Origin of the sequence: Streptomyces sp. NBC_01463 (assembly GCA_036227345.1) — a bacterium.
Classification (GTDB): domain Bacteria; phylum Actinomycetota; class Actinomycetes; order Streptomycetales; family Streptomycetaceae; genus Streptomyces.
The window spans coordinates 8,907,924-8,928,413 of sequence record CP109468.1 but is presented as its reverse complement, the minus strand read 5'-3'; the positions used below and the strand labels follow the sequence as shown (position 1 = coordinate 8,928,413).

15 protein-coding genes and 2 pseudogenes are annotated in these 20,490 nt (G+C 69.9%); 5 read left to right on the top strand and 12 right to left on the bottom strand.

Annotation, left to right across the window (positions count from 1 at the left end):
- Nucleotides 1-2: 2 nt before the first annotated feature.
- The 4 genes from OG521_39185 to OG521_39170 form a co-directional block, all read right to left on the bottom strand.
- Nucleotides 3-1,502 carry an alpha-galactosidase gene (locus OG521_39185; protein ID WUW26465.1) on the bottom strand — a complete coding sequence of 500 codons (1,500 nt, stop codon included), beginning with the start codon at nt 1,500-1,502 and terminating at the stop codon, nt 3-5.
- Between the two features lie 204 nt (nt 1,503-1,706).
- The gene (locus OG521_39180; GenBank protein WUW26464.1) at nt 1,707-3,053 is read right to left on the bottom strand and encodes a sugar ABC transporter substrate-binding protein; all 1,347 of its coding nucleotides are present in this window, start codon (nt 3,051-3,053) and stop codon (nt 1,707-1,709) included.
- A 60-nt stretch (nt 3,054-3,113) separates the two neighbouring features.
- Nucleotides 3,114-4,043, bottom strand: coding sequence for a carbohydrate ABC transporter permease (locus tag OG521_39175; protein ID WUW26944.1), 930 nt, complete (start codon nt 4,041-4,043; stop codon nt 3,114-3,116).
- A gap of 99 nt (nt 4,044-4,142) precedes the next feature.
- A complete protein-coding gene (locus tag OG521_39170; GenBank protein WUW26463.1) occupies nt 4,143-5,096 on the bottom strand; it encodes a sugar ABC transporter permease in 954 nt (317 codons plus the stop codon).
- Nucleotides 5,097-5,263: 167 nt separating this feature from the next.
- Between OG521_39170 and OG521_39165 the strand changes: the two genes are divergently transcribed.
- The gene (locus OG521_39165; GenBank protein ID WUW26462.1) at nt 5,264-7,282 is read left to right on the top strand and encodes a DUF4832 domain-containing protein; all 2,019 of its coding nucleotides are present in this window, start codon (nt 5,264-5,266) and stop codon (nt 7,280-7,282) included.
- 200 nt (nt 7,283-7,482) lie between these two features.
- On the opposite strand, the gene OG521_39160 is transcribed toward OG521_39165, so the two are convergent.
- The 7 genes and pseudogenes from OG521_39160 to OG521_39130 form a co-directional block, all read right to left on the bottom strand.
- The gene (locus OG521_39160) at nt 7,483-8,820 is read right to left on the bottom strand and encodes an alpha-glucosidase/alpha-galactosidase (GenBank protein ID WUW26461.1); all 1,338 of its coding nucleotides are present in this window, start codon (nt 8,818-8,820) and stop codon (nt 7,483-7,485) included.
- Nucleotides 8,817-9,788: a carbohydrate kinase family protein gene (locus tag OG521_39155; protein ID WUW26460.1), complete on the bottom strand. Its 972-nt coding sequence runs from the start codon at nt 9,786-9,788 to the stop codon at nt 8,817-8,819. The genes OG521_39160 and OG521_39155 overlap by 4 nt, the downstream gene beginning before the upstream one ends.
- A gap of 33 nt (nt 9,789-9,821) precedes the next feature.
- The gene (locus OG521_39150) at nt 9,822-10,703 is read right to left on the bottom strand and encodes a carbohydrate ABC transporter permease (protein WUW26459.1); all 882 of its coding nucleotides are present in this window, start codon (nt 10,701-10,703) and stop codon (nt 9,822-9,824) included.
- A complete protein-coding gene (locus OG521_39145; protein WUW26458.1) occupies nt 10,700-11,653 on the bottom strand; it encodes a sugar ABC transporter permease in 954 nt (317 codons plus the stop codon). The genes OG521_39150 and OG521_39145 overlap by 4 nt, the downstream gene beginning before the upstream one ends.
- 9 nt (nt 11,654-11,662) lie before the next feature.
- Nucleotides 11,663-12,994 carry an ABC transporter substrate-binding protein gene (locus OG521_39140; protein WUW26457.1) on the bottom strand — a complete coding sequence of 444 codons (1,332 nt, stop codon included), beginning with the start codon at nt 12,992-12,994 and terminating at the stop codon, nt 11,663-11,665.
- Between the two features lie 167 nt (nt 12,995-13,161).
- Complete coding sequence (locus tag OG521_39135) at nt 13,162-13,992, bottom strand: endo alpha-1,4 polygalactosaminidase (GenBank protein WUW26456.1); 831 nt, start codon at nt 13,990-13,992, stop codon at nt 13,162-13,164.
- A 388-nt stretch (nt 13,993-14,380) separates the two neighbouring features.
- A pseudogene (locus tag OG521_39130) lies at nt 14,381-14,566 on the bottom strand (DNA-binding response regulator).
- Between the two features lie 297 nt (nt 14,567-14,863).
- Between OG521_39130 and OG521_39125 the strand changes: the two are divergent.
- The 3 genes from OG521_39125 (at nt 14,864) to OG521_39115 (ending at nt 17,561) form a co-directional block, all read left to right on the top strand.
- On the top strand, nt 14,864-15,289 hold the full coding sequence (locus tag OG521_39125) for a hypothetical protein (protein ID WUW26943.1): 426 nt from the start codon (nt 14,864-14,866) through the stop codon (nt 15,287-15,289).
- A 365-nt stretch (nt 15,290-15,654) separates the two neighbouring features.
- A complete protein-coding gene (locus OG521_39120) occupies nt 15,655-16,398 on the top strand; it encodes an IPT/TIG domain-containing protein (protein ID WUW26455.1) in 744 nt (247 codons plus the stop codon).
- A gap of 158 nt (nt 16,399-16,556) precedes the next feature.
- Complete coding sequence (locus tag OG521_39115) at nt 16,557-17,561, top strand: IPT/TIG domain-containing protein (GenBank protein ID WUW26454.1); 1,005 nt, start codon at nt 16,557-16,559, stop codon at nt 17,559-17,561.
- 15 nt (nt 17,562-17,576) lie between these two features.
- On the opposite strand, the pseudogene OG521_39110 reads toward OG521_39115, so the two are convergent.
- Nucleotides 17,577-18,508, bottom strand: a pseudogene (locus OG521_39110) (IS5 family transposase).
- A gap of 931 nt (nt 18,509-19,439) precedes the next feature.
- Between OG521_39110 and OG521_39105 the strand changes: the two are divergent.
- Nucleotides 19,440-19,937 carry an Ig-like domain-containing protein gene (locus OG521_39105; protein ID WUW26453.1) on the top strand — a complete coding sequence of 166 codons (498 nt, stop codon included), beginning with the start codon at nt 19,440-19,442 and terminating at the stop codon, nt 19,935-19,937.
- Nucleotides 19,938-20,490: the final 553 nt, after the last annotated feature.

Genomic DNA, 20,490 nt, shown 5'->3' with positions numbered 1-20,490 from the left:
CGTCAGGAGATCGGGTACCTCTGCTGTCCCTCGGGCCGTACGGCCGCGGTGAAGTCGACCTCGCGGCCGTCGAGCGCGAACCGGTAGCGGCCGAGCCTGCGGACCGCGGGCCGGGCCTGCAGATAGTCGGTGAGCGCCTGGAGCTCGTCGGGGTGCAGCCAGCCCGGCGGGTCCGAGACCGCCCGGAAGCCGCAGATGTCGGAGAGATCGCGCAGCCAGCTCTGCTGATGCTCCGTCAGGAGGTTGAGCCGGCTGCGGAAGTACACGACGTCCGGGTCGACCTCGAGCAGTGGTGACTGCCACAGCCGGTGCAGGGTGTTGACCACGGCGTTGCGGGCCAGGGCGTCGGAGGGGTCCTGGGTCGCGTAGTGCTCCCACTGCGGCGCCACGTCGGGGCCGCTGCGGATGCCGTCGAGCAGTCCGAGCGAGGGCAGCAACGGGGCCCCACTGCCGAGGAGATAGGTGTCGGGGCCCGCCGCCTCGCGGATGATCTCCAGGCCGATGCGGTACGCCTCCTCGCGGCCGATACCCGGAGCGCGGACGCCGGGGGCCGCGGCGGCGCCGATGAAGTCGGCCTTGAGGTAGCCGAAGCCCCAGTCCTGGGTGACCCGCCGGATCATCGTCCGCACGTGCTCCTGAGCGGCCTGTACCGTGAGGTCGAGCGCGTAGTAGCCGGTGCCCCAGTTGTGACCGGTGACCACCGGTTCGCCGTCCTCTCCACGCAGCAGCAACTCCGGTTTCTCACGGGCTGTTTCGGAGTCCGGGAGGGCGATGAACGGCGCGATCCACAGGCCGGCCCGCAGCCCCGCCTCCTTGATCCGGTCGGCCAACGCCCGCATGCCGGTCGGAAACTTGTCGTTGGCCTCCCAGTCCCCGACCATCCGCTCCCAGCCGTCGTCGACCTGCACGACGTCGAACGGCAGGCCGCGCAGGGCGGTGATGTCCTTGGTGAGCTGTTCCTCGGTGATGTTCTCGTAGTACGCGTACCAGCTGCACCACACGTTGCCGGCCCGCTTGGTGCTGCGGCCGAGCCGTTCGCCGAGCTGCGCCGCGTAGGAGGCGAAGACCTCCTCCTCGGTGCCGTACGCGAGGAACCAGGGCGCGCCCTCGGACTCGTACCAGCCCACGAGCGTGTCCCGGTCGGCGGCAAGACGCGGGATGTCGAGGCCCAGAGCGCCCAGCAGCAGGACCCGGCCGTCGGGGCCCTGGAGCGCGGCGAGCGCGGACGAGTGGTGGCGGGCGGGGTCGTCCCAGACCGTGTCGTCGGCAGTCAGCCTGCGCTCGGCGCTCTCGATGCGCAGCGGCGCCTGGGACAGCTTGCGCCAGCCGCAGGGGCTCCAGGAGTTGTGTCCGTGCCGGTAGAAGTGCGCGTCGCCGAGGCCGTGCAGCACGGCGACGCGTCCGGGCGGCAGCAGCAGACCGCCGTCGACGGGCCGGGGAGCGCCGTCGTCTTCGAGTTCAACGGCGAAGGTGTGTGCGCCGACGTCGAGGAGCTGGGCCATGGATCTCCTTGCAGGTGTACGAGGGGTGGGCGGCAGGTCCGTGCCGCCGCCCCCGCGGAGGGAAGTGGGGGCGACAGGTCCGTGCTGCCGCCCCCGCGGAGGGAAGTGGGGGCGACAGGTCCGTGCCGCCGCCCCCGCGGAGGGAAGTGGGGGCGACAGGTCCGTGCCGCCGCCCCCGCGGAGGGAAGTGGGCGAGCGGGCGGGCTACTTGAAGAGTCCGTTGACCTTGTCGTTGACGCCCTTCAGAGCCGGGCCGGGCTGCGTCTGACCGAGGATCACCGACTGGACGGCGTCCTGCACGAGCGGGTTGATCTCGGTGCCGTGCTCGGTGACGGGGAGCAGGAAGGTGCCGTTCTTGTCGGTGGTCACGTCGGTGAAGACGTGGACGTCACGCCCCGCCGTCTTGTGCGCGGCGAGCGCCGCCTCCGTCCCCGACTTCTGGGCGGGCAGGACGACGCCCCGCTTGCCGACCTTGTTCTGGCATTCCGGCGAGCCCAAGTACTTGACCCACTTCCAGGCCTCCTCCCGGTGCTCGGTGCCGGCCCAGATCGCGTCCGAGAGACCGTTGAGTGAGCTCTTGCGGCCTTCGGGGCCGGTCGGCAGCGGTGCGAAGGCGAACTTCTGGCCCGCCTTGGGGTCGGTGAACGTGGAGATGGTCCAGGAGCCCGCGATCATCATCGCGCCCTTGCCGGCGCTGAGAAGTTCGGTGTTGCCGACGCTCGACTGCTTGTCGAAGCGGGGTGCGTAGCCCTTGTCGATGAGGCGCCTGAACCAGGCGATGGTCTCGGCGAGCCTGGGGTCGTCGAAGTTGTAGTGGGTACCCCAGGGGTTCTTGTCGAGATAGGTGAAGCCGTTCGATGCGGCGAGCGGGCCCCAGCCGTTCTGCCCGGTGGCGCCGTCGGCCCACTCCGGCAGGAAGCCGTAGGTCTTCACGTGCTTTTCGTCGAAGTCGGGGTCCAGTCCGTTGCGGCCCTCGGTGTCGACGGTCGCCTTGGCGATCACCTGCTCCAGTGTCCCGCCGTCGTCGGGGTTCCACTTGAGGTCGGCGAGTTCGTCGGCGGGGACGCCCTGCTTCGCGAACTGCGTCGTGTTGTAGACGAGCGCCATGCTGTCCCAGTCCTTCGGCAGCCCGTAGCGCTTGCCGTCCTTGACCCAGACATCGGCCAGGCCCGCCTGGTAGCCGGACAGGTCGAACCTGTCCCGGTCGATCATCGGCTGGATGTCGAGCAGCTGGTTGTTGGTGGCGAACTGCGGATAGTACGTCGCCTGGTCGGTCCACACGTCCGGGGCGTCACCGGAGGTCAGCTGGGTGGTGAGGTTCTGCCAGTACTGGTTCCAGGCCGTCTGTGTGATCTTCACGGTGATGTCGGGGTTGGCCTTCTCGAAGGCGTCCGCGCACTCCTGGTAGCCGGGGAGCTGCTTGTCGTCCCAGAGCCAGTAGTCGAGCGTGGTCCCGGACGAGGCGGAGTCGGATCCCCCGCAGGACACGAGCCCGGCGGTGGCGGCCAGGCACAGCAGGGCCGCGCCCGCGCGCCGGTGTGTCGATCGCATGATGGCGTACCTCTCTTGACGGGTTGAGCGGGATGGGAGTCGTGCCGTTGCGGAGCGGGGCTACTTGATGCCGGTGAAGTTGAGCGACTCCACCAGGCGGCGGCCCAGCAGGAGGAGCAGGACGAGCACGGGCAGCACCGAGAGCGCGGAGCCGGCCATGATGCCGGTCCAGTCGGGCTGGGTGTTGGGTGACTGTTGCTGGAAGATGCCGAGCGCGACGGTGAGCACGCGGGTCTCCTCGTCACGGCCGGTCAGCAGCGGCCAGAGGTAGTCCTTCCAGGCCCACACGGTGGTGGTGAGCCCGATGGTGATCAGCGGTCCGCGGCTCATCGGCAGCACCACCCGCCAGAAGATCCCCCAGGCGCCGACCCCGTCGAGGACCGCGGCCTCCTCCACCTCTCGCGGGATGGAGAGGAAGAACTGCCGCAGGAAGAAGACCGCGAACGGGGTCATCAGGACGCTGGGCGCGACCATGCCGGCGAAGGTGTTCAGCCAGCCGAGGTTCTTCACCAGGACGAAGTTGGGCAGCAGGGTGAAGATCGGCGGCACCATCAGCGCGGCGATCAGCACCCCGAACACCGCGTCGCGGCCGGGAAACCTGAGCCGGGCGACGGCGTAGCCGGCCATCGCGCAGAACAGCGTCTGGAGGGAGGCGATCAGGCCGCTGTACACCACGGAGTTGAGCAGGTAGCGCAGGAAGTCCACCTGGGCACCGGAGCCGCCCGCGGCCACCGCCTCCTCCCGGCTGGTCAGGCCCAGCACCCGCAGGAAGTTGATCATCGTGGGGTGGTCGGGGACGAGCCCGGTGGAGTCCGAGTAGAGGTCGGCCGCCGGGGTCAGGGCGGTGCGGATCATCCAGTAGAAGGGGAAGAGGGTGGCCACCAGGGCGGAGGCGAGCACCGCCCACGCGATGATCCGGCCGGGCGAGATCTTCCGGCGGCCGCCGGCACGGGTGGTGATACGGGACCGTGTGCGGCTGCCGGCCTTCATCGAAGCGGACTCGGTGAGCGGGGAGTCCTCACCGTGCGAGGTGCGGGGCCCGGCGGCTGTACGGGCCCGGGTCAGTATGCGGGTCATGGTCGACTCTCCTCAGGCCAGATCCGAGCGGGAGGCGCGCAACAGACGCATCTGCACCGCGGTCAGCACACCGAGCAGCAGCGCGAGGATCACCGCGACGGCCGAGGCGTACCCCATGTGGAACTGTGCGAAGGCCTGTTCGTAGATGTAGTAGTAGATGACCCGGGTGGCGCCGACCGGGCCGCCCTTCGTGGTCACCGCGATGGTGTCGAAGATCTGGAACGAGCCGATCAGCGAGACCACCAGGACCAGGGCGAGTACGGGGCGCAGCAGCGGCAGCGTGATCCGGTGGAACATCCGCCACTCGCCCGCGCCGTCCAGCGACGCGCTCTCGTAGAGGTGCTGGGGGATCTGGAGCATTCCGGCGTACAGGAGCAGCGCCGTGTAGCCGGTGTACGCCCAGGCGTTGACCGCGGCGATGGTCGGCATGGCCAGGTCGGGCGAGGTGAAGAAGCCGGTGGTGCCGAGGCCGAGGGCGTCCAGGATGTGGTTGACGAGGCCCAGGTTGGCGTCGAGAAGCCACATCCACAGCAGTCCCACGGTCACGTTCGGCACGAGCCACGGCACCAACAGCATCGCCCGCAGCGCCACCGACCGGGTCAGCCGGTGCATGAGTGCGGCGAGCAGCAGCGCGAGCGCGGTCTGTGAACCGATGTTGAGGACCACGTAGGAGGCGGTGACCTTGAGCGCGTTCCAGAACTGTTCGTCACCGATGAGGTCCGCGTAGTTCTCGCCGCCGACGAAGTTCGGCGGGGCCAGCATGTTGTAGTCGGTGAGCGAGTAGTAGACGCCGCGGAGCGTCGGATACGCGTAGAAGAGCGCGAAGCCGGCCAGGGCGGGTGCCAGGAAGAGCCAGGCCGCCTTGCGGTCGTCACGTCGGTCACGTGCCCTTTTCGGCTCGTCCGCCCGGTCGCCCGGTAGGCCGGTGCCCTTGTGCGGCGGCGCAACTGCCGTGTTGGCGCCCATGGTTACGCCTCCGAAGAGATCTCGCGCCGCACCTCTTGTCAGCGTGGCGCCGTGCACACATATTGATGAGCAACAGCGAAACTTTGTCAATGCTGTCGCATAAAACCGGTGACGACCGGACTCCCGGAACCGACCTGCAACTCCCCCCGTCCCCTGGAGGTTGATCCATGCGTACGTCATTGCGCAGACGCGGCAGAGGGCTCTCGGCAGCCCTGTGCGCCGCGGCCGCGGCCCTCGCCCTGGTGGCGCTGCCGTCCGGCGCCCAGGCCGCGGATCCCGACGCCCGGGCCCGCGTGAAGGCCCCCGCTCCGGTGGCGGCGGGAGTCCCCGCCCGCCCGGCGCCCGGCCCGTCGCCGGACCCCGCGCTGCCGGTCCACGCACTCGCCGCGGGCGACTCCCCCGTGGACAACCCGCTCAAGGGCTTCGCCCGCTTCTACCAGCCGGGCGGCGACCAGAACGCGGGCTACCCGCACTCGCTGACCTGGGCGTACTTCGGTCTGTCCGAGGTCATGAACAACGCCTCGGACTGCCGGAGTTACAACTGGTCCGTCCTGGACAGCGCGCTGCAGGAGATCGGCGAGGAAGGCCACCAGGCGGCGATCCGCTTCTACATCGAGTATCCGGGCGGCACCGGCACCGGCACCCACCCCGCCAACGCCATCCCGCCCTGCTTCGCCGGAAAGGTGGCGAACCGCGACAACGCGTACTGGGGCACGACCAGCCCGGACTACGACGACCCGGACCTCCTCGGCGGGCTCAAGGACTTCATCGCCGCCTTCGGTGCGCGCTACGACGGCGACCCGCGCCTGGGCTACATCCACCTGGGCCTGGTCGGCCTGTGGGGCGAATGGCACACCTGGCCGTACGACACCGACACGTCGGGCGACTCGTACCCGGACTACATGCCGACCGACGCGCACGGCGCCGAACTGATCAACGCGTACAACAACGCCTTCAAGAAGACCCGCCTCGAGGTCCGCTACCCGGAGTCCGCGGGCGGCGCCGCCAACGGTCTGCCGGCCATCGGCTACCACGACGACTCCTTCTGCTACCGCGAGGGCAGTCCCGCGGCCGGTGTGACGCTGCCGACGTCCATGGGCGGAGCGCCCTGGGCCCAGCTGCAGAAGGCCTTCGAACAGGGCGTGGAGAACAAGTGGATCACCGCCTCCATGGGTGGCGAGGTCCGTCCCGAGATCCAGAGCACGGCCTTCGCGGACTGGCCCGGCGGGTCGGGCTCCGTGGACAACATGAAGGCGTGCATCGAGCTGGAGCACACCACCTGGAAGATCAACGAGCGCAGTGGCGAGTACGCCGCCGGCGACCCCAAGGTGGCCGCCGCGGTCCGGCTCATGGGCTACGACCTGAGCGTCAGGAACGCCTACTTCCACAGCAGCGCACAGGGCAGCACCAAGGTCGGCGTGCAGATCAGCAACAACGGTGTGGCACCGTTCTACTACCCGTGGCAGGTCAGCCTCGGGCTCAAGGACTCCGCCGGGAACCTGGTCAAGTCCTGGAACACCTCATGGGACCTGCGCAAGGTCATGCCGCTGACGATCCGCGCCTTCCCGGACTGGAACGTGGGCTCCGACCCCACGTATCTCGACTACGGCCGCCCGCAGTACTTCGACACGGACGTGGACCTGTCGTCGGTGGCCACCGGTGACTACCAGCTCGTGATGAAGGTCAAGAACCCGCTGGAGGACGTGAGTTCCGCGGCCAAGAAGCTGCGCTTCGCCAACGCCGGACAGCACGCGGACGGCTGGCTCGACCTCGGCGGCATGACCGTCGGCGCGGGCCAGGGCTCCGGCCCGAAGAGCTACGAGGCCGAGGCCGCCGGCAACACCCTCACGGGCGGCGCCGTCTCCGCCGCCTGCGCGGGCTGCTCCGGCGGCGCCAAGGTCGGCTATCTCGGCAACGGCGCCACGCTCACCGTCAACGGGATCGACGGCGGCAGCGGCGGAACCCGCACGGTGACCCTGCACTACGCCACCGCCGTGGCCCGCAGCGCCACCGTACGGGCCAACAGTGGCACCGCGCAGACCGTCCGGTTCGGCCCGACGGCCGACTGGTCGACCACGTCGACGGCCACGGTGCAGCTCACCCTCCAGGCCGGGACGGGCAACAGCGTCACCCTCGCCAATCCGTCCGGCTGGGCACCCGACATCGACCGGATCACCATCAGCTGAGCGGCTCCGCCCCCGCGCGCCGGCCGTCCCCTTCCGGGCGGCCGGTGTGCGGGCCACGGAGTCGCTGCGGGACGGGGCACTCCGCGTACGGTCCCGGACCTGGACGCCGGCCTCGTCGCGTACTTCGAGCAGGACGGTCAAGGCAGCGGAGGCCCGTCCCGGTCCGGTCCACGTGCGGGGGCCGGACCGGGTGCCTCGGGTCAGTCGCCGAGCAGCGCCCGCAGCCCCGGCTGCAGGCGCTCTCCGTGCGCCCGCACCATGGCGTCGCACAGCTGCCAGATCCGCTCCACGGGCAGCGCGGCCGCCGTCGCGGGGTCGGTCATGGCGGCGTGCCGGATGTGCCGCGGCTCGTCCTCGAGCGCGGCCCGCACCACCAGGTCGTTGGCGCTGAGGTACGTACGGTTGAGCGCCGCCAGCTGGGGCGGCAGCTCTCCGATCCTCGTGGGCTGGACTCCGGAGGCGTCGACCAGGCACGGCACTTCGACGACGCCGTGTGCGGGCAGGTTGTCGATCAGGCCGCGGTTGGGGACGTTGCCGTACACGGTGCGCGGGGTGCCGGTGACGACGCTGTGGATGATCTGCGGGGCGTACTCCAGGGTTCCCTCCACCGCCAGTGGCTCCCCGGCGGCGAGCGCGTCCTTCGTACGGAGGTACTGGGCCACGTTGTCGTCGACGATCCCCAGATAGGCGCCGACCGGCAGCCGCAGCCGCTCGACCTCCCCGTCATGGTGGAGGTACCACGGCACGTACTCGCTGGAGTGCTCGCTGGTCTCGGTCGGGTAGTGGCCGAGCCGCCGGTACATGTCGACGCGCACCCGCCGCCTCAACTGCTCGTCGGAGGCGATCAGTTCGTCGAGCACCGGATAGAGATCGCGGCCTTCGTGCTCGAACCGCAGCACCCAGGCCTGGTGGTTGACGCCGGCGGCCCGGTAGGTGATCTCCTCGTAGGGGACGTTCACCAGCTTCGCCAGGTCCTGCATCGTCCAGTACACCGAGTGGCACAGACCGACGACCTTGGTGAGTCCGGTGGCGGCGCCGAGGTACTGGACGTTCATGGCCATGGGGTTGGTGTAGTTGAGCAACCACGCGTCCGGACACACCTGAGACATGTCCGCGCCGAGCTCCTTGAGGAAGGGGAAGGTGCGCAGGGCCCGGAAGATCCCGCCGATGCCGAGGGTGTCGCCGATGGTCTGACGCAGCCCGAAGCGGGCCGGGACCTCGAAGTCGGTGCGGGTGGCCTCCCCCATGCCGATCTGCACGATGTTGATGACGAAGTCGGCGTCGGCCAGGGCCGCGCGGCGGTCGGCGTGCGCGGTGACGGTGGCGTGCGCGCCCTGGTGCCGCGCGATGTACGTGGCGGCAGCCTGCGCGGTGGCCAGGCGCTCCGGGTCGATGTCGTGCAGCGCGATAAGAACGTCCCCGAGCTCGGGAAACGCGAACAGGTCGGCAAGCAACCCTTGGGTGAAGACGACGCTGCCGGCGCCGATGAAGGCGATCTTCAGCCGGTTCTTGCGGTGCGGATGGCTCGTGCGGCTCATACGAGAGGTGCTCCGGTTCGGGTGAGAGGGTGTCCGGTACGGGTGAGGTGGGTGAGGGCCTCGTCCCAGGTGGCTTGGGCCGTGGTGCCGCCGGCTGCCCTGGTGGACAGGGCGCCGCAGACGACGGCGAACCGGAGGGCCTCGTAGGGAGGCCGGCCGTCGAGGGTCGCGGCGACGAAGCCGGCATCGAAACTGTCGCCCGCGCCGACCGTGTCCACGACCTCGACCGGCAGGCCGGGCGCGGTGAGCAGGGCGAGCCCGTCGTGGCACAGCGCACCGTCCGCACCGTTCTTGACCACGGTCAACGGGCCTCGTGCGGCCAGGAGTTCGGCCGCCTCGCGGACGCCGGGTACACCTGGGCCGGCGAGGCGCAGGGCTTCCCGGGCGTTGGGCAGCAGGATGTCGGTCTCGGCGAGCACGGCGTCGAGACCCTGCCACCGGTCGGACGGATCGTCCTGGGTGTCCAGGGAGGTCGTCGCACCGTGAGCGCGGGCGGTGCGCAGCACGGCGGGCAGGTCGGCGGCGAGCCGCGGCTGCAGGAAGTACGAGGCGGTGTGGACATGCCGGGACGCGGCTAGGAGCTCTTCCGGTACGTCCGCGCCGCGGACGGCGGTGAGGGTACCGGGCGAGGTGAGGACGGCCCGGTCGTCGCCGCGGGTCAGGACGACGGTCAGCGGGGTGGGCCGGCCAGGGTCCATGTGCAGGCCCCCGGTGGCGATGCCGCGTGCGGCGAGGGTGTCTCGCAGATAGCGGCCGGCTTCGTCGTCCCCGACCCGGCCCGCGAAGGCGACGCGCAGACCGAGGCGCGCGGCACCACAGGCCATGATCGCGGCGGAGCCCCCGATGGTGAACGAGCCCGATTCCACCAGTTGTTCGCGCTGGCCGAAGGCGAGCGGCCCATCGAGCGGGCCGAGGATCACGTCGGGGTTGGCGTCCCCGACGACGAGAAGGTCGTACTGGTGCGGCATGGATGCGTCCTCGATGTCGTACGAGAAGAGATGTCAGCCCTTGAGGCCGCTGGAGGCGAGGGACCGGATGAAGGTCTTCTGCGCGGCGAGGAAGGCCAGCAGCACCGGCAGGACAGTGATCACGTTCCCCGCCATCACCGCGGACCAGCGGGTGTGGTGCTGTCCCTGGAAGGTGGTCAGGCCCAGCTGCAGCGTGTACTGGGTGTCGTGGTTGATCGCGATCAGCGGCCAGGACAGGTCGTTCCAGGTGGTCAGAAAGGTCAGCACGGCGACGGTGGCGAGCGCCGGGCGGGCCAGCGGCAGCACGATCGACCAGAGCACCCGCAGCCGTGAGCAGCCGTCCATCCACGCGGCCTCCTCCAGCTCACGCGGCAGCGAGAGAAAGAACTGACGCAGGAGGAACACCGCGAACGGGGTCACGAGCGAGGGCACGATCAACGCGCCCAGGGTGTCGATGAGTCCGAGCTCCTTCATCACCAGGAAGGTGGGGATCATGGTCAGCTGGAAGGGCACCGCCATGGTCGCCAGCATCAGCACGAGCAGCAGCCGCGAGCCGCGAAAGCGCATCCGGGCGAAGGCGTACCCGCCGAGCGCGCCGAAGACGAGGTTCGAGGCGACGGCGACACCCGAGACGATCACCGAGTTGAGCAGCCAGCGCGGAAACATCGCGTTGCCGAGGACATAGCGGTAGCCGCCGAGGTCGAGGTCCGAAGGCCACAGGGCGGGCGGGAAGCGGTTGATCTCGGCGTCGCTCATCACCGAGGTGATCAGCAGCCACAGGAGGGGCAGCGCGAACAGTGCGGCGAGCGGTGCGAGCAGCAGGTGCCAGGCGCTGAAGGGGAGCCGGCGGCGACGGGTGCTCGTGATCTCGGCGACCGGGCTCCGGGTGGCCTCGGGCAGGGCGGTGATCGTCATGAGGTGACCGCCGCCGTACGGGCGCGACCGCGGACGATCCGCAGCAGCGCGGCCATCAGGAACAGCGCCAGGGCCAGGACATACGCGGCGGCGGCCCCGTATCCGGCGGTGAAGTTCTTGAACGCCTGTTCCCAGATGAAGTAGACGATCACCGTGGTGGAGCCGAGCGGACCGCCCTTGGTGGTCACGTACACCAGGTCGAATACCTGGAGGGCCTGGATGGTCTGCCACAGGAGCAGGAAGACGCTGACGGGAGCCAGCGCGGGCAGGGTGACATGGCGCAGGACGTGCCGGCCGCGGGCTCCGTCCAGGCGGGCCGCCTCGATCAGCTCCGGCGGCACGTCCTGGAGCGCGGCCAGATAGACGACGGTGCACAGACCCGTGCCGCTCCACAGTGTGATGACGACCAGGACGTACAGGGCCTGGGAGGGGTCGGTGAGGAAGCCCTGGGCGGAGACGCCGAGATGGTGCAGGACCGAGTTGGCGGCGCCGAACTCGGGGTCGAGGACGAAGGAGAACAGCACGCCCTGGGCGGTGGCGGAGACCACGAACGGGACGAAGAACAGCGTGCGGTACAGGCCGACGAAGCGGATCCGCCGGTTGAGGACCAGGGCGAGCGCGAGACCGGCCACGATGCTCAGGGGCACGTACAGGAGGGTGTAGACGAGCGTGTTCTGTACGGCTTCATGGAAGTGCGGGTCCTGTGCCAGGGCGCGGTAGTTGTCGAGCCCCACCCAGCGGCTGGGGGTGACCAGGTCGCTGGCGCGGAAGGACAGCAGCAGCGACCAGATCACGGGCACGACGCTCAGGCCGACGATCACGAGCACGGCCGGTGAGACGAAGGCCCAGGCGGTGGCGGCCTCGGTGCGGCGGCGCCGGCGAAGACTGCTCTTTCGGTGGGGTGCCGCACTGTCGGGCGGCAGGGTCAACGGGGCGGGAAGTCGTGGCATGTCGAGTCCTCAACGCGGTATCAGGAGAGCGGCGTTGGCGTTCTCGGCGCAGGTGCGGATCGCCGCCGCTGGTGTGGCGCGGCCCAGCAGTACGGAGACGATGGCCTCGCCGAGGGCCTGGGAGATTCGGGGATACGCGGGGTGTGCGGGCCGGACCCGGGCCGAGGTCAGGGCCCTGGTGAACACGGGCATGCCGGGTGTGCCGGTGGCGTGCTCCCGCCAGGCGGGGCTCGCCTCGCTCCCCCGGCTCAACGGCAGGCTGCCGGCCTCCACGTCCCAGCGGCTGTCCTGGGCGGGCCGGGTGAGCCAGGTGACGAAGGTGCGGGCGGCCTCGGCGCGGGCCTCGCCGTTGTCGAAGACCGTCCAGGTGTCCGGCCCCGAGATGGTGACCGGGTCGCCGCCGAAGGTGGGCAGCGGCGCCACGTGGTAGTCGAGCTTCGCCTGGGTGATGTCCGGCAGTTGCCAGGGCCCGGTGGGCACCATCGCCATCCGCCCGGCCAGGAACACTTTGTACATCTGCTCGCTGCCGGGCTTCGGGTCCACGTAGACGCTCCTGTCGCCCACCAGGTCCCGTACGACCTCAAGAGCCCGTACGCCTTCCTCGGCGAAGCCGATGTGCTTGCCGTCCCCGGCGATCACCTCGCCGCCCGCGCCCCAGATCAGAGGCCACAGGCGCCACACGGTGTCCTCGTCGCCGGTGCCGGGCCAGCCGGTGCCGAAGCGGCCCTCGTCCGCGTCGGTGAAGCGGCGTGCCAGGTCGGTGAACTCGGCCCAGGTCCAGCCGGGTTCGGGCAGGTCGAGGCCGGCTTCGGCGAACATCCGCTTGTTGCAGACCATGGCCAGGCAGTCGACCATCGCGGGCACCGCGCGGACACGGCCGTTGATGGTGACGGCCTCGCGGGCCGGGGACCAGTAGCTGTTCCAGGGCGTGGGACCGCTCCGTACGTGCTCGGTGAGGTCGACGACCTGCGGGCTGCGCGCGACGCTGGACAGATCGGAGCCGAAGATGAACGCCACGTCCGGATACGCGCCCGAGGCGAGTGCCGCGGTGACTTTCTGCAGCATGGCGTCGGCGAGGACCCCGCCGCCCAGTTCGACATGGATGCCGGGGTGGCCGCGGTGGAAGTCGGCTACCAGGCTCTTGAGCACCTTCAGGGCGGTGTCCGTCTGGCCGTGCCAGAGCTGGATGGTGACGCTGCCGTCGGCGCCGACCCCGTCGGACGCTCCGCCGGCGCACCCGGCGAGCCCGCCGGTGAGTCCGCCGGTCAGTGCCGCGGCCGACCCGGCGCGCAGCACGCTGCGGCGGGCCGGTGCCCGGGGTGCGCGGGGTGGCGCGGTCATGGCTGCCTCCAGGGAGTTCGCAGTGTGTGGTTCGCCGGGGGCGCGGGCAGCCCGGCCCGCGGGGTGGTCGCGCGGGCCGGGCTGGACCGTCGGGTTTCCGACGGGCCCACCTGAATAGGCCTGATCACGTCAGATTCCGAAGGGAACCGACTGAGACCGGCTGAGTGTCAGCAAGTCCGGCGCAGATAGCCGCTGCTGCCCGCGGGCGAGACGTCCACATCGCGACGGACGATGCTCAGCTCGCCGCCCCAGCCGGCGCATGCTTTGCTCAGGCCGCTCGCGGTGTACTCGACCACGACCACGTGGCTGCCGTACTCGGCGGTGAAGTCGTCGCACTCGCCGTACGCGCCGCACTCCTCGACCACCGCGAAGTCGAGGCCACTCTCCTTGCCCGCGCCCGCGAGTTCGGCGGTGTTCTTCTGGGCGATGGCCAGACCGCGCGCGTGGGCACGGTCGGCGAGGAGAGCGATGAAGGCCTTGGCCTGGTTCGCGGTGAGGTAGTCGGGGAAGCGCGTGAACGTGTCGTAGTTGTCCGGCTCCACCGCCTGGAACCCCTTTGCCGCACAGCCGTCGATCCAGCCGCCCACCTTGGCGGCGATGCGCTGGCGCTTGTCCGCGGTGCGGATGTCGAGGACCGCCTCGCCCCAGTCGCCGTCGTAGACGATCTCGCCGCTCGCGTCCCGGAGGAGCAGGTCGTCGTCCCACTGGCCCTCTGCATCGGGCTGCGCCTGGAAGGCGTTCACGTAACAGATGTTGTACAGGCCGGCTGCCGGGATCGCTTCGTGGTCCCGGCTGACCACCTGCACACCGGTCGGCGGGGTGTAGGCGCCGCCGATCTGGTAGTCGAAACCGGCGTGCGGCGGGGGCAGGGACACCGCGCTCGCACCGGCCGACGCCGTGGACGGGAGGAGGAGACAGGCCGCTGCCGCCGCCGCGAGGGCCGCGGTCGCCGTCATGGACTTGCCTTTGCTCTTGCTCAGCACACGCTTGAGGCTCATCGCGGAGCTCCACAGAGGGAGGGCACGTCCCCGCCTCGGACCCGGAAGGTCCTGGCGACTCAGTCCGGGCTCGTGGCGGTGGCCACACACCGGCTAGGCGTACCTCTGCGCCGAGGTTCGACATCGGCGTGCCAGGGAGTTAATCGAGTCCTGTCGAGCCTGTCAAGAGTGGGAACTTGAGCGGAACACCGGCATTTTGCGCAGAAGTGCGCACCGCCCCTGCTCGTACGGTCAGGGAAGCGGGCCCGGCATCGGGGCCGTGCGCGGGCGACATGCGCGAGTATCCGCGTGTGGCGGTCGCTTCTCAGCCCGCCCTGAACCTGGGAACAGCGGCTCGTCGAGCCCACCCATGGCAGCGCGGGTCCGCGGCGGCCTGAGCCCAGACCGCTCAGCTGCCGCAGATCGCGGAGCACGGTGGCCCGCGAGACGCCGACCAGCGGTGGGAGCCGGCCGACGTCCGCGCTCCGGCCGCAAGGGAAGCGAGTCCGGTGCGGTGCGCCATGACGGCGGCTTGGACGCGGTCGCGCGGGCCGAGCCTGGGCAGGATGCGTGAGGTGTGGGTCTTGACGGTCTCTGGTGAACGCGACCGGTGGCGCCCCCGTGCACCGAAACCGCCGCCCACGCGCGAGTGGTTGCCGCCTTCGGGCGACGGTCCGAGGCATGCTGTTCGCGGTGGCCGTGGTACCGGACGCCATGATTCCGGACGCCGTGGCACCACGGCCGTGGTGCCACGACCGAGGGGCGCCGCCCGCGTCCAGTGACAGGTGAAGGGGAGCAGGTGGCGTACGACCGTCGAGCGGATCTGCCGCCCGGTGCGGAGGCTGGCGTACTGGCGGACCGCCTGAAAGAGCGCATCTACGCGACCATCACGATGATCGCCGTGGTGGTTGGCCTGTCCTTCGGCGAAGTGGATTCCCTCGGCGCCTTCGCCACGGTCCTGACAACAGCTCTGGGCCTGTGGCTTGCGGCGTTCGTTGCCGACCAGCAGGCGCACCGTACCGTGCACGGCCACGTCGCCACCGGCCACGAGCTGCGGCGCATGCTGTACGTCAGCAGCCCGCTGTTGTCCTGCGCCGTGGGTCCGGCCGTGCTGATCGGCCTGGCCGCGCTGGACGTGCTGTCCCTGGATTCCGCGTTGCTGGCCGCGGCGGGCGTGGCCGTCGTCTCCCTCTTCCTGTGGGGCTGCCTGGGCGGGCTGCGCATGGGAGGCGGCGTCCTGGCGGGGGTGGTCGCGGGCCTCGCGGACGCGGTGATCGGTGTGGCCGTGGCTCTGGTGAAGGCGGCTGCCGGGCACTGACACGGCGCCGTTGCCCCAACCCTCCGTGTCGCTCGTGATGGCCGGGCAGGTGACCGCGTACCACCGGATCGCGTGCCGCCATACGCCCCGCACGCTCCGCCGAACGGTTGATGTCGCGTCAATTCTCTTGGTAGGGGCATCACTCCGATGGGTTAATTCAGGTGTCTGCATCGATGGGCGCTGATCCATCGAGCCGCCGCGGGCGAGCCTCCCTCCCGGGACCGAACTCATCCCGTCCGGACGGGCCTCCGTACATCCTCATCTGCCGGCGGCCGGACGTATTGGCCTGGGTCTGTTCGGAACGTCCGTGGATCGGACACCCAGTCGCTGCTCGGAGAAGACTTCCGAGTGAGGAGGAACCCCTCATGCCCATCAGTCCCAACCAAGGCTCCACCAGCGGCGGAACAACCGTCACCATCACCGGCGTGAACCTGTCCGGTGCCACCGCCGTCCACTTCGGGTCCCGGACGGCCACGATCACCGCGAACACCCCGACCTCGATCACCGTCATCGATCCCGCGGGCTGCGGTGTCGTCGACGTCAACGTGACGACCGCGGGAGGGACGAGCAACTCGCTCTCCTTCTTCTACATCAGCCCGCCCATCGCGGTGTCACTCGGCTCGGACTCCGGTCCGACCGCGGGCGGCAACACGGTCACCGTCAACGGTTACGGTCTCTCCACAGCCACCACCGTGTCCTTCGGTTCCAACAGTGCGACCCCGACGGTCGTCTCGGACAGCCAGCTGTCGGTGGTAGTTCCGGCCGGCAGCTCCAGCGGCTCCGTCGACGTCACCGTCACCACCACCGGAGGCACGACCGCTCCGCTCACCTACTCCTACGTCGACGCGCCGACACTGGTCTCGCTCACACCCAGCTCGGGCCCGTCGTCCGGCGGCACCTCGGTGACCATCAGCGGCACCGGCCTGGCATCCACCACGGCCGTCACCTTCGGTGGCGCCGCAGCCTCCTTCGCGGTGCTGAACAGCACCACGCTGGTGGCCATCACACCGCCCGGCACCACAGGTCCCGTCGACGTCGTCGTGACTACCGAGGGCGGCAGCGCCACCGCCAGTGACGGCTTCACCTATCTGTCCGGTCCCGGCATCTGACGCCGTCTCCGATACATGGCCGTGCACGGCTCCGGTGGGCTCCGGTCCACCGGCCCGTGCCCAGCGGAAGCGGTGCGGGCGCGTATACGCCCGCCCGCACCGGTTTCGTGACCCGCAGCTCGCGGCCCTGCCAGGCCGACCACACCCTTGGAGTCACCGTGGCCCCTCCCGTCCTCACCTCGGTCGTACCCAACACGGGCCCGGCGGCGGGCACCAATCCCGTGACCCTGAACGGAAGCCAGTTCACCGGGGCCACAGCCGTCACGTTCGGATCCGCGGCCGCCCTGTCGTACACGGTCAACACCCCGTCCACGATCACGGCGACCGTCCCGCCCGGAACCGGCACGGTCAACGTCACGGTGCGCACACCCGCAGGGCTCAGCAATACGGTCGTCTACGCCTACGCGCCCACACCGGCACTCAGCGCGATCGCGCCGAACCAGGGCCCGACGTCCGGCGGGACAAGTGTGGTGCTCACCGGCACCGGCCTCACCGGGGCCACCGCCGTGACCTTCGGCAGCACTCCCGCGACCTCCTACACCGTCAACTCCGCCACCCAGATCACCGCGGTCGCACCGGCCGGCACCGGCGCGGTCGCGGTCACCGCGACCACCGTCGGTGGCACCTCGGGGCCGGTGTTCTTCTACTACCTCAACGCGCCTTCGCTGCTGTCCGTCTCGCCCGCCGAAGGACCGGCGACCGGCGGAACCAGCGTGGTACTCACCGGCACCGGCCTCACCGGGACCACCGCCGTCACCTTCGGCAGCACCCCCGCGACCTCCTACACCGTCAACTCCGCCACCCAGATCACCGCGGTCGCACCGCCCGGCACCGGCTCCGTCGCGGTCACCGTCACGGGTCCCGGCGGCACCAGCAACTCCGTCATCTACACCTACCTGGCGGCGCCGGCGCTCACCGCACTCTCGCCCGCGCAGGGGCCCACGGGGGCGGGCACCGCCGTGACTCTGACCGGCACCGGGCTGACCACGACGTTCGCAGTCCACTTCGGCGCCGCACCGGCGGCCTTCACCGTGGTGTCGGACACGACCGCGATCGCGACCGCCCCGGCGGGCCCGGCAGGTTCGGTGCCGGTGAACGTCACGACGTCGGGCGGCACCAGCAACTCGCTCACCTATCAGCGCGTCGCACCTCCGGCGATCTAGGCACTGTTTCTCGGATCATGCTCTGAGCCAGATGACGAGGGCTGCGAGGGTGACGGTGCCGAGGTAGATGTAGGCGCGTTTCTCGTAGCGGGTGGCGACGGCGCGGAAGCCTTTCAGGCGGTTGATTGCGCGTTCGACGGTGTTGCGCTTCTTGTATCGCTCGCTGTCGAAACCGGTGGGACGGCCGCCTCGGGAACCGCGATTCTTACGGTGTCTCTGCTGGTCTAGGCGTTCGGGGATGGTGTGCCGGATGCCGCGTCGCCGCAGGTAACGGCGGTTCTTTCGAGAGGTGTAGGCCTTGTCCGCCAGGACATGGTCGGGCCGAGTCCGGGGGCGGCCGACTCCGATGCGGGGCACGGAGACCTGCTCCAGCACTCGCTCGAACTGGGGGCCGTCACCGTAGTGTCCGGGTGTCAGGACAAGGGCGAGGGGCCGGCATCGCCCGTCGGCGGCAAGGTGGATCTTGGTGGTGAATCCGCCGCGGGAACGTCCCAGACACTCGCCGATCTGACCACTTCCTCCAGCCGGACCGTCAGATTCCTCAACACCGGATCGACCTGTTTCGTCCCCCCAGCGATCCCCTTTTGAGGGGCCGCGACCGCCGTCGCCTTGCGCGCGCCGGCGGCGTGCTGGTGGGCCCGCACAGCTGTCGAGTCCACTGAGACGTCCCAGTCGATCTGGCCCGCGGCGTCCTCGGCCGCCTGGATCCGCGACAGCAGCATCGTCCAAGTTCCATCCGCTGACCAGCGGCGATGGCGTTTGTAGACGGTCTCCCACGGCCCGAACCGCTCCGGTAGATCCCTCCACTGCACGCCCGTCCGGACCCGGTAGAGCACCCCGTTGATCACCCGACGGTGGTCACTCCACCGGCCCCCGCGGGCCCCACCAGGAGGCAAGAACGACTCCAGCCGGTACCACTCCGCATTCGTCAGATCACCACGTCCCATACACACAGCCTGACCCCAACACCCCACGCACGTCAGGAGATCCGAGAAACAGTGCCTAGTGCCGGACCAGGCAACGTTCGCCCTGCGGCCCAGTCGCATTGTTGCCTTGTTGCCCTGTCGCCTTGTTGCCATGACACGGCAATCGCTGCACCCTGGACCGGCTATGGGCGCCCGGGACTACGGCACGTTCCACCCGAGCACGCCCGCCCGGGAGATCGTGTTCGTGGCCCACCCAGTGGGTAGTTCGTGCCCGGATGCGGGTGCCCGAACTGTCGCCCGGCCAACGCGTCGAGCCCGAGCCGGCGCGCGGCGAGGACGCGTGACAGGTGGCCGTGCGCAACGACGGCCACGTCGCCCTGGCCCAGCGGCGGCCGGATCTACCGAGGAAGGCATCGCCCCGTACCGTCACATGCGCGAGGGCCTCATCGGCGTCGACACCGTCGCGCCACAGTTCCAGCCAGGCCTGAGCTACTGGATCTGCTCAGCGGTCGGCCACTTGTAACGGCCGCAGTCCCACTCGATCAGGTCGGCGTCGGGCTCCGCGCCGCTTAGCCCGCCAGGCAGCGGTCCGTACGGAGCGCTGCCTGGCGGGCTGCCGTAGACGGCGGCGAACTCCCCCTCAGCCAGCCGAGGCGCGAGCGCGCCGCCTCTTCTCCCACCTCGGACAAGGGAAGGTCGATGCGGCCGGCGTGCCGGCCGGTCCGCTCTCACACCGGACTCAGTGCGAACGTTTCCGATACGGCACCGGCCAGTGCCACGGTGTCGGCACTCCCGGCCTGCTCCAGTCCATTCGAGCGAGCCGATGACTCAGGTGGGTCCGTCGGGACCCGCGCCTCCCGCAGATGCCGTCAAGAGCGGCCTAGGGTCACGCTCCGAACCGTCACGGCGGATCCCCGCCTGACAATCAGTCCGAGGAGGCCCTTCAGTGAAAGTGCGTCGTGCAAGCAAAGCCGGACTCCTGGTCGCCGTAGCGGCGGCAGCCACAGTGATGTCCCTCGCTCCGACGGCCGCCGCCGCCGCCGATCCGTCCTCGACCACGGTCCAGGCCACGCCCTCCTCGGCGACGGTCGGGCAACTGGTGACCCTCGACGCGACGGTGACCTGCAGCTCGGACCCGAGCGGCGGCCTCGGCGTGTCCTTCTTCGACGGACCGGATCTCCTCGCGACCGCACCCGTCTCCGCCGACGGACACTCCGCACTGACCACCGGTTTCACGGCCACCGGAACCCACACGATCACCGCCGCCTTCAACGGCGACGACGGTTGCAGCGCTTCGAACGACACCACCACTGTCACCGTGTCCCAAGCCCCGGCCCCTCCGGCCGACAATCCGGGCTGCCTGCTCTGCGGGCTGATCGGCTTCCACGTCGGGGACATCAAGAACGAGGTCAACGTCAACAGCCACAATGTGACGAGCATCGACAGGTAGGGTCGGCCCACCGACTGCTGAACACGTGCGAGGGGTGCCACGGGTCCGTGGCACCCCTCGCACGTGTCCGTCGAGAGGTCCTGGGGTCGGCCTTCGAGCAGAGCCTGCCCGCATCAGGAAGAGCACCCGCCAACGCCCCATCCCTGCGCTCAGCGAGCAGCGGAAAGGTGCAGAGCCAGAGCGGGGTTCTGGAGCTGGCCGTTGGCTGTTGCACGTACCAAGCGGTAGGTCATCGCCTCATCGACGCCCGACAGCCGGTCAAGCAGCCATTCGCCGCACTGCCCTGATGCCACGGCGCCGATTTGTGTCTGCTAGTGAAGATCAAGGGCTTGCGGTGACCAGAGAAGCACGCGGCCGCGGTGTGGGAAGGGCGCCGCTCAAGCGCTGCGCCCACTTGTACTGGCAGCTCGATTTCATGCTGCTGTATGGCCGGTTCGAGATGAAGCGGGCACTGGGTCCCCACTAGCCTCACCACGGATTCTCCGTGCTGGACGCCGGCGAGACCACGGATAGGGGGTACGTCCTGACCGGCCGCCAGATCGGTCTTGGCGTC

Coding starts and splice junctions, on each gene's coding strand:
- OG521_39185 (WUW26465.1), bottom strand. CDS start 1,502: ATGGCCCAGCTCCTCGACGTCGGCGCACACACCTTCGCCGTTGAACTC.
- OG521_39180 (WUW26464.1), bottom strand. CDS start 3,053: ATGCGATCGACACACCGGCGCGCGGGCGCGGCCCTGCTGTGCCTGGCC.
- OG521_39175 (WUW26944.1), bottom strand. CDS start 4,043: ATGAAGGCCGGCAGCCGCACACGGTCCCGTATCACCACCCGTGCCGGC.
- OG521_39170 (WUW26463.1), bottom strand. CDS start 5,096: ATGGGCGCCAACACGGCAGTTGCGCCGCCGCACAAGGGCACCGGCCTA.
- OG521_39165 (WUW26462.1), top strand. CDS start 5,264: ATGCGTACGTCATTGCGCAGACGCGGCAGAGGGCTCTCGGCAGCCCTG.
- OG521_39160 (WUW26461.1), bottom strand. CDS start 8,820: ATGAGCCGCACGAGCCATCCGCACCGCAAGAACCGGCTGAAGATCGCC.
- OG521_39155 (WUW26460.1), bottom strand. CDS start 9,788: ATGCCGCACCAGTACGACCTTCTCGTCGTCGGGGACGCCAACCCCGAC.
- OG521_39150 (WUW26459.1), bottom strand. CDS start 10,703: ATGACGATCACCGCCCTGCCCGAGGCCACCCGGAGCCCGGTCGCCGAG.
- OG521_39145 (WUW26458.1), bottom strand. CDS start 11,653: ATGCCACGACTTCCCGCCCCGTTGACCCTGCCGCCCGACAGTGCGGCA.
- OG521_39140 (WUW26457.1), bottom strand. CDS start 12,994: ATGACCGCGCCACCCCGCGCACCCCGGGCACCGGCCCGCCGCAGCGTG.
- OG521_39135 (WUW26456.1), bottom strand. CDS start 13,992: ATGAGCCTCAAGCGTGTGCTGAGCAAGAGCAAAGGCAAGTCCATGACG.
- OG521_39125 (WUW26943.1), top strand. CDS start 14,864: ATGATCGCCGTGGTGGTTGGCCTGTCCTTCGGCGAAGTGGATTCCCTC.
- OG521_39120 (WUW26455.1), top strand. CDS start 15,655: ATGCCCATCAGTCCCAACCAAGGCTCCACCAGCGGCGGAACAACCGTC.